General features: G+C 44.3%; 10 protein-coding genes. 3 read left to right on the top strand and 7 right to left on the bottom strand.

All coding sequences use genetic code 11. The features are described from left to right. Positions 1-74: 74 nt before the first annotated feature. A complete protein-coding gene (locus KKC1_RS13870) occupies positions 75-389 on the bottom strand; it encodes a site-specific integrase (protein ID WP_192868256.1) in 315 nt (104 codons plus the stop codon). Between the two features lie 25 nt (positions 390-414). On the opposite strand from KKC1_RS13870, the gene KKC1_RS13865 reads away from it, so the two are divergent. Together KKC1_RS13865 and KKC1_RS13860 are read left to right on the top strand one after the other, a co-directional pair. Continuing rightward, on the top strand, positions 415-990 hold the full coding sequence (locus tag KKC1_RS13865) for a hypothetical protein (RefSeq protein WP_088555014.1): 576 nt from the start codon (positions 415-417) through the stop codon (positions 988-990). 190 nt (positions 991-1180) lie between these two features. Continuing rightward, the gene (locus KKC1_RS13860; RefSeq protein ID WP_192868255.1) at positions 1181-2173 is read left to right on the top strand and encodes a WYL domain-containing protein; all 993 of its coding nucleotides are present in this window, start codon (positions 1181-1183) and stop codon (positions 2171-2173) included. Positions 2174-2658: 485 nt separating this feature from the next. On the opposite strand, the gene KKC1_RS13855 is transcribed toward KKC1_RS13860, so the two are convergent. Then, entirely contained in the window at positions 2659-4038 is a 1380-nt protein-coding gene (locus KKC1_RS13855) for a C4-dicarboxylate ABC transporter (protein ID WP_088555012.1), read from the bottom strand. Positions 4039-4233: 195 nt separating this feature from the next. On the opposite strand from KKC1_RS13855, the gene nadA reads away from it, so the two are divergent. Beyond that, on the top strand, positions 4234-5148 hold the full coding sequence (gene nadA / locus KKC1_RS13850) for a quinolinate synthase NadA (protein WP_088555011.1): 915 nt from the start codon (positions 4234-4236) through the stop codon (positions 5146-5148). Between the two features lie 65 nt (positions 5149-5213). Here the strand turns inward: nadA and KKC1_RS13845 are convergent, their stop codons facing one another. From KKC1_RS13845 to KKC1_RS13825, 5 genes are all read right to left on the bottom strand, one after another. Continuing rightward, positions 5214-5450 carry a gas vesicle protein gene (locus KKC1_RS13845; RefSeq protein WP_088555010.1) on the bottom strand — a complete coding sequence of 79 codons (237 nt, stop codon included), beginning with the start codon at positions 5448-5450 and terminating at the stop codon, positions 5214-5216. A gap of 14 nt (positions 5451-5464) precedes the next feature. Next, positions 5465-5794 carry a gas vesicle protein K gene (locus KKC1_RS13840; RefSeq protein ID WP_368731573.1) on the bottom strand — a complete coding sequence of 110 codons (330 nt, stop codon included), beginning with the start codon at positions 5792-5794 and terminating at the stop codon, positions 5465-5467. Positions 5795-5884: 90 nt separating this feature from the next. Next, positions 5885-6646, bottom strand: coding sequence for a GvpL/GvpF family gas vesicle protein (locus KKC1_RS13835; RefSeq protein ID WP_192868253.1), 762 nt, complete (start codon positions 6644-6646; stop codon positions 5885-5887). After that, entirely contained in the window at positions 6643-6858 is a 216-nt protein-coding gene (locus tag KKC1_RS13830) for a gas vesicle protein (protein ID WP_088555007.1), read from the bottom strand. Before KKC1_RS13830 ends, KKC1_RS13835 begins: the two co-directional genes overlap by 4 nt. Continuing rightward, on the bottom strand, positions 6842-7705 hold the full coding sequence (locus tag KKC1_RS13825) for a GvpL/GvpF family gas vesicle protein (protein ID WP_088555006.1): 864 nt from the start codon (positions 7703-7705) through the stop codon (positions 6842-6844). The genes KKC1_RS13830 and KKC1_RS13825 overlap by 17 nt, the downstream gene beginning before the upstream one ends. Positions 7706-7716 lie beyond the last annotated feature (11 nt).

Here is a 7716-nt window from a genome sequence, read left to right as displayed (position 1 = left end):
CTGGCCCTCCCGCCTTTATCAGCAGGCTGGCGTGGGTGTGGCGCAGTCCGTGGAATGTTACCGGCAGGTTAAGCCTAGCTGCCCGTCCTGCCGAATCTGTTGGATAAAGTCGGCGGGTTTATCGACCTCCCGTCTTCACGGCTGCATACAAGGTTAAAATCCTTCCACTGCGGACCTGCTTTCAGCTTTAATTCAAGCTGGCGCTTCCTGTGCTCCCGCAGTTCCCTAACTACCGAGGGGGAAATGTCCACGCGCCTGCGGCTTTTGGCCGTCTTCGGCTGTCCGAATTCCGGTTTGTTTGCATTTCGCTGTATACTGGCCTGCCTGATAGTTATAACGCCGCGGTCAAGGTCAACATCGTCCCATGTCAGTCCTAGAATTTCGCCCATTCTCATGCCGTGTAGATGGCGAGGTATGCGGGCATATACAAATAGGTACGAATATAGAGGAATATTCTACCGAGAGGTAGTATTAGATGTAAAAAAGCAGTCTGATATTGCCGATTTTCTGCGGGATTTGCAGGAAAAGTTTGGTGAGGCAAACACTGCTAAACGACAGATAGGTGCCTGGTTTGACCCTACGGAGGGACGGCAGGGATTTAGGGTGGATTTTATTAAGTACAGGGCGCCGGATGTTGCTGACTATTATTTGAGGCTATCACCTCCACTGCGTGGACAAACCGTTACTTGGGCTAGAGATGTACTCGGTTCTAACTTAAAGCGCTTTCCGGTTTCGGTATCAGTGGAACGCTACGGTACTTATCAGTATGGTTTAACAATACTTGCTGATACGGTCTTTCCCGCTGCGTTAATGCAGATGGTTATGCCGGTGGAAAAATTGCTTTGTGAGTGTGGCTGCGGGCGTCCGCTGCTGCCTGGCCGTCAACGGTGGGCTACGGATGCCTGCCGCAAGAGGGGGTGGAGACAGAGGCGGAAACGGGAAAAGTGGCAATACGGTTTTGGTGAAAATGGTAAGAGCAAGAAACAGTAAGTTTACGCTGACAACAGCATCTCACCTCTTGCCTTAGGTACAGCAGACTTCCTATCTGGAAGGACATAATGTTTGATTAGAGGGCTTTCGGGGGTAAAGTTATTTGCTAAGGATGTGGAATATTTGTTTACCACTCCATCAAGAGATTTTATCTCCCAAATTGCAGGTTTTAGGAAGGCTCTTGATCATTATGAGGGAGAAAAGACGACGTATATCGGAGGCAATCGAAAGTAAAAAGAAAATAAGTTTTAGTTATGTAGATGCTGAAGGGAAAAAGACAACGCGTACGGTGTGTCCTTTGGTTCTGTTCGAATATGATAAATATTTGGAAGGAATACGGTATTATCTAACGGCTTTTTGCGAATTGGATTTTGACTACAGGACATTTCGCTTGGATAGAATGCGAAAGATACGCAGCTTGGCGGAAGTTTTTGAACCGAATGAGTTTTCTGATTTTGACTTTTACGAGAAATTAGGCACTGTTTTCACACGAAAAAGAGTACGCATAATTAAGAGGGTTGATGCGGGAAAGAAATCCGGGAGACAAGTACGGTCACTGTTGCCTCCAACCGCTGCTACTGGAGTTTACGGTTCTGTTAACGATGATATAGAGATTGAAGAACATATTTATGGCAATTTCAACGATGATTATCCTAAAGAGTGGTACTCCTCCAAGGTAAAAGGTGGTTTCTGTTTATGCCGTTCTCCTTTGGAGGAGATGGAGTTCGAGAAATTAGACAACGACGACGAAGTGCTTGCTTACGAAGTCGAGCCGTTTAAAATTCGTTACTACGCAGGTTCAAAAGTCAGATATTATATACCCGACTTACTTGTTACATACAGAGATGGGAGACGTGTGATAGCCGAAATTAAAACGCTCTCGGAGGTTAGGTTAGAGAAAAATCAAGCTAAGTTTAAGGCAATAGAACAATATGCAAAAGAACATGGTTATGAATTTGAGGTCTGGGCGCGCAGAGGTATCGGGCGGTTAACGGGGGCTATTTTCGATGCGTCAGATGAAGGAAACTATTCATCCTGGGAAAATGCTGTAGAAGTAGCTACACGTAGAATTGAGAAAAACGAGGCCGAACGGCGAAGAAAACAATTTTGGGATAACTGGGGTTGCCTAGTTGTAATTATGATAGGTCTTGCGTTTCTTTTGATATTTTCATTTTTGCGATAAGCGTTTTGTTTTAAGCTAACAGCAAAAATGAACAACTGCGTGAACCGGTGTTTGGATGCGGGCAAAAGCCTGCATAATTTGTTTTCGTGTTTGCAAAATGACGGAATTTTTACGCAGGGATGCCGTGCACGCCTTGTGTAACAAGGGTTTGAGGCATATAAATTTGCAGACATTCTGCAAACATACGGGGCTGAAATGAATGGATTTCCTTGGAGTTCACTGGACTAAAACGCAGGAAAATCAAGGGTTCCGGCGTACAGCCCATAGGCTAAAAGGGGTATCTATGAACTCGTAATGCGCAGGTCGCCGGTTCGAATCCGGCCATCAGCTCCAGGACAATCAAGGGTAATGGAGCTTGGGATTATTTCCCAAGCTCCTTTTTTGTCATAACTTTGCCATAACCAGTTAGTATTGCTTCCAACAGTCCGGCGGCGTCCTTCTGCATACCAAGTATTACATGACTGTATATGTCCTGCGTTATGACACTATACCAAGCCGAAACTATTGAGTAGATTCAATATCAATATTATGATCACTGATACTATCACCGCATATATACCATTCCACCTGGGTCCAGTAACTAAAGGCGAACGCTCTATCAGGCCCGACATAGTAACGTTAAGACCGGAAGAAGGGGAGACAGCTATACCTAACGACCAACTGGAAGTGAGGATTAAGGCCATTAAGTCACGACTAATATTGTAAAACTCCGGTCGAACAGAACTGCCCAAGATAGTGACGGTAATTATAGGATGAATCCCTAACATGGCAAGCAGGACAGTCAACGATATAACTACCAAGGAAAACACGACGGCGTTTCCGGCTACAGTTTCCTGGAGCAATATGGAGACCAAGTTATCCCAGTGAGAGACGCTTACGGCGGTAGAAAAAAATCCTGCACCTAAAAACAAGACTACTTCATTTTTCAATCTAGGCAAGTTCACTTTAAAGTATTGATCCTTAAATTCAGCGACGAAAACGGGTAACTTCCTGATTACTGTCAACCAAATTATAGGAAAAACAAGGGAAACCATTGCCACTACAACAACCGTGGTTATCCCGGTTAAAAGCGAAATGATTACAATAGTGGCGATTAACAAAAGGCCGAATGTACTGAGTTCTACAATTTTATTCCAAGCGATTTCCATTTCTTCCTTGGCGGGAGAACAACCTCGACTATTAGTACGGTTCTTTTCCTCCAGCAGGGTCATGAGCCAGCCAATAAAAATAGCCATGAAACTCATCAGTAAACCGTAGGGAAAAATTTTCAGCCATTTGGCGCCTGTTAGTTCCATAGTTAACGCAACTGCCGCATGACCGGGATTCCAAATAATGGATGCCGCAAAACCACGAATAAGGGCGGTACTCAGAAGCCGTCTGTTTTTACTTTTTTCGCTAGCCAAACTAATTTGATGGACCAGTGGAACTACGGCTACATTAATCATAACTCCGACCAGGAATGTTACTACTTTAACTAATAGATAGAACTGGTTGTCCCGCCGGACATAGTGCCGGAAAAATCCCTTCAGGACATCTATGTATCCCCCTTGGCGAATGGGGATTCCTAATAAAGGAACCAAAGTGAACATTACCAGCAGATAAAGATTCCTTCTCAGTGCCTTGCCCCATACAGTTAAGGGGACGTGATAATGATATAAAAGAATAGCGCCAATAATAAACAGAGAATAACCGATTATACGGGAGGTCCCGTGTACTGCAACCATACTCAAGACTAAGGTCACGATTATTAAAATGTCAATAATACAGTCCAGCCAGTTCCATTTTATAAATAATGTCGTTAAATACAATAAAGCCAATAGAAACAGGCTGCTGCTTCTAACTTTAACTAGTAGATTGCTTGTCATGCAAATCGTCTCCAATACAGCAACTGAAGTTACGACCCTTCGTGAAAACATCATAGTTTTATTGAACTGATATTAAATTAGACAATTATTTCTGGTTTCCTTTGTTTTTCAATTGACGATGGCAAAAGATTAAGCTAAAATTACCGTAACTTTATCTACCCAGTGCCAAAATACAGTTTCGGGGAGGGAAACATTTTGGGATGGGAAACAATCAGAGAAGAAATCATTGCCCTGAAGGAAAAGAGAAATGCCGTTATTCTGGCCCATAATTACCAGCCGCAAGAGGTTCAAGAAATAGCAGACCACCTGGGAGATTCTTTTGAGTTGGCCCATTTGGCTGCCTCTACCGACGCAGAAACAGTTGTACTCTGCGGGGTGAGGTTTATGGCCGAAAACGCAGCTATATTAGCTCCGAACAAAACCGTCTTATTGCCAGAAAAATATGCTGGTTGTCCTCTGGCCGAAACCATTACGGCAGATGAACTTCGGGAAAAAAAGCGCCAGCATCCGGAAGCAGCAGTTGTGTGCTATATAAATACCACGGCAGAAGTTAAGGCAGAAAGCGATATCTGCTGTACTTCTTCCAATGCGGTACAGATAGTAAATTCGTTACCAGAGGAAAAAGTGATTTTCGTACCGGATAGAAATGTTGCTCGTTACGTTGCTGCCCGGACGGATAAAAAAATAATCCCTTGGGATGGACAGTGCATTACCCACCAGCGGGTAACAGCAGAAGAAATAAAAAAAGTGCGCGAGGTACATCCTGACGCAATGATAGCAGTTCATGTTGAATGCCCACCTCAAGTAGTAGAGCAGGCAGACTATGTTGGAGGTACTTCAGGTATAGCAAAATTTGCCCGGGAAAGCAAAACTTCCAAAATAATCATAGGTGCAGAAATGGGGTTGATATACCGGTTGAAGCGGGAAAACCCGGGCAAGCAGTTCTTCTTACTGTCCCCAGGATTGATTTGCCCTAACATGAAAGCCACTAATTTGGAAAAGATACGCCAGGCGCTCGTAAATATGGAGCCTCGCATCACCGTTCCTGAAAAAATAAGAAAGCAAGCTTTTAAAGCTTTAGAAAAGATGTTAACCATTATCCCAAATTAAATTTCACGTCCCTGTAGTTAGTAATTTAATAGCATCAGGAAAGTTTCTTGCTGGATTATATAAGATTAAGTTTCTGATGTCTTGTCGGTTCGGGATGATAAGAACGGGTCATTTTCCCACCAATTAATCCCCATCTCCCTAGCTTTGTCCACAGAAGCGATCAATAGCCTCAGCTTGATCTTCAGCAGCTCTACATCCGCCAGGTTGATGGTAATATCACCAGCAATTACTACCCCCTTGTCCAAAATTCTTTCCAACAGTTCAGCCAGATTTGTAGTTTCTATAGCGTGTTGTACAGTCACGTCTTTCCCCACCTTTACCAATTTATTGTTTTTGAATACATTAAATCTCCCAACGGGCCAAGGTTTAAGTTGAGCTCCTCATCCTCCAGTCCAAAGACTTCTTTCAATTCCTCCATTTTTTCTTCCAGTCTCATTAATGTAATTCCCACTCTTTCTATTTCCTCGGGACTCAGGGAACCGGCCTCCATCCGCTTAATTGCCTGTTTTTCCAATAGCCTGCGGATCAGTTCTATGAGGGTAAGCACTAACTTGGCCAGCCCCTGTTCAACCTTTTCAGGATCAGCATTAATTCTACGCGGTACAGTATCCTGTCTCTTTTGCACTTCTTCAACGAATTCATCCAAAGCCCCCGGTTCTGACTCCACCCGTGTACCCACGATAGCTCTCTCCTCCTTTAGTTGGTAGTTCCAAGACGTTCCTTATCATATTTCCCCTCAGGGAAGTGAAACACTATCGCCAATTGAAAGCGGTTGCTCAAACCCCGCGAAATTATATGGAGGCCAGGGCCCACTGCTTAAAAACTTTAGGGAAGGAAACTTCTGCTTAATCTGCTCAACCTTCTCCTGATAATTTTTATACTGCTCTTTCCGGACCAGGTACACCGCATCTAACAGCAGCCTTTCCGTTCGTAGCTTGCTCAAACGACCAGCTTCAGCATATAACCGGAGCTCCGCATCAATATCTCCGATTAGCTTGTCGGCCTGTTCCTCTAGAGACCGTTGGATACGATATTCTCTCAATTTCTTAAGCAGATACTGCTTACCGGGTGTGCTTTCGGTCTGATTTGTCCAAAGTTGACTATTTTGTTGTTCCGCATTAATTTTCGCTTTGAGCTGTTCTCCGGGCCAGATGATTTTTAACCCAAATTCCACTTTGTCTTCCAACTCACTCAATTTCCTCTCAAACATAGAGTAATACTTTCTCAACAGCGAAACTACCATTTCCCGGCCGTGAAATACGGTGCCAAATCTAACCGGCAGTACGGTACCGTGCTGCATGGCTTCTTCAACGACCTGGTCATGTAAAAGAATATTTTCTTCCCTAATGTCAACAGTACGGCCGGCTAAATCGCTTACTATAGCTTCCAAACTGCGATACGGAATACTATAGATATCGCGGCCGTGCATACCCCGGTGCTGAATAACAAAATACTGGCTGCTTTTAACAATACAGTATAGATACACTCCCAGGCTCAACTGCTGCTTACCTCCCTGTATCTTTCCGGTTCGTCCTGTTTCAGAGTATTTATTGTTTCTACCGACGATAAAAGGAGGCGTAAGCCTAGATAAATCAGGTCCACGTCGGCGACCGAGATCGTTATATCGCCGGCAATCACAACCCCTTTATCTAGGACCCGGTCTATGGTTTCCAGTAACGTAATCTTCTTTTGGCTACTTGGCTCTTGCATGTTCATCGCTTCCTTTTCCTGATACTGTGCAAAAATTGTATGCAGGCCAAGGACCTGAATAATCGAACTCCAGATAAGGGTAATCTTTTTGTAAACGTATCACTTCGGATAAAAATTCATTTATTTTTTGTTGCTCAACCAAATATGCTGCATTTAAAATCATATCCACGTCTTTTCCCGTGACCTTTTTGTCCAGCAAATCATTGGTGCAGGAACTAACCGCCAGCTTCTTCAAGCGCCCGTAACATTGTTCTGCGTGAGCAAACAATAATCGGTCTATCTCTTCTTGTACCGTTTTAGATAACTTTTTCTTTAATAAATAAGCTTGCCCCCCAGAAGCAACTGCTATCTTTTGCTTTAAATCCCCCACCTGCGGGCTGAAGCGAATAACATGTTCTTCCATAGCCTGCAGTCTATAGTATATTTTCACTCCCCACTCTTCTTTCCCCTCAAGCCAAAGCAAAATGCCGGAAAAATTCGAATAATTTTCCGCCAGAATTTCCCGGATCCGCCTATCATCTCGATAAATGGTAGCAAATCGCATCGGGATCACCGTACACTTAGACATCACTTGCCTAATCACCCGCTCGTGCAACATGCCTTTGGTACGGATCCAGTCCATATCCTCTAGCCTGGTCCTTAGTGCTTCCTCGCCAAATTCATCCAACGGTACCTTGCTTACTACGGCCCGCAGGTTTCGATAAGGTATTGAATAGACAGGATTGGCCGGGTCAACTCCCCGCGTTCCTAAACCGGCAGGATACTCTCCGGTACTCTCCCCGGTGATGCAGTACAAATAGACAGCCTCTTGAGCCGGCTGCTGAATAGCGTCATTTCCTTGCAGCATCTTCGAAACCC

It is taken from the genome of Calderihabitans maritimus, from assembly GCF_002207765.1.
In the GTDB taxonomy this organism is placed as follows: domain Bacteria; phylum Bacillota; class KKC1; order Calderihabitantales; family Calderihabitantaceae; genus Calderihabitans; species Calderihabitans maritimus.
Note: the sequence above shows the minus strand (reverse complement) of the source record. Positions and strands in the feature narration are given on the sequence as shown.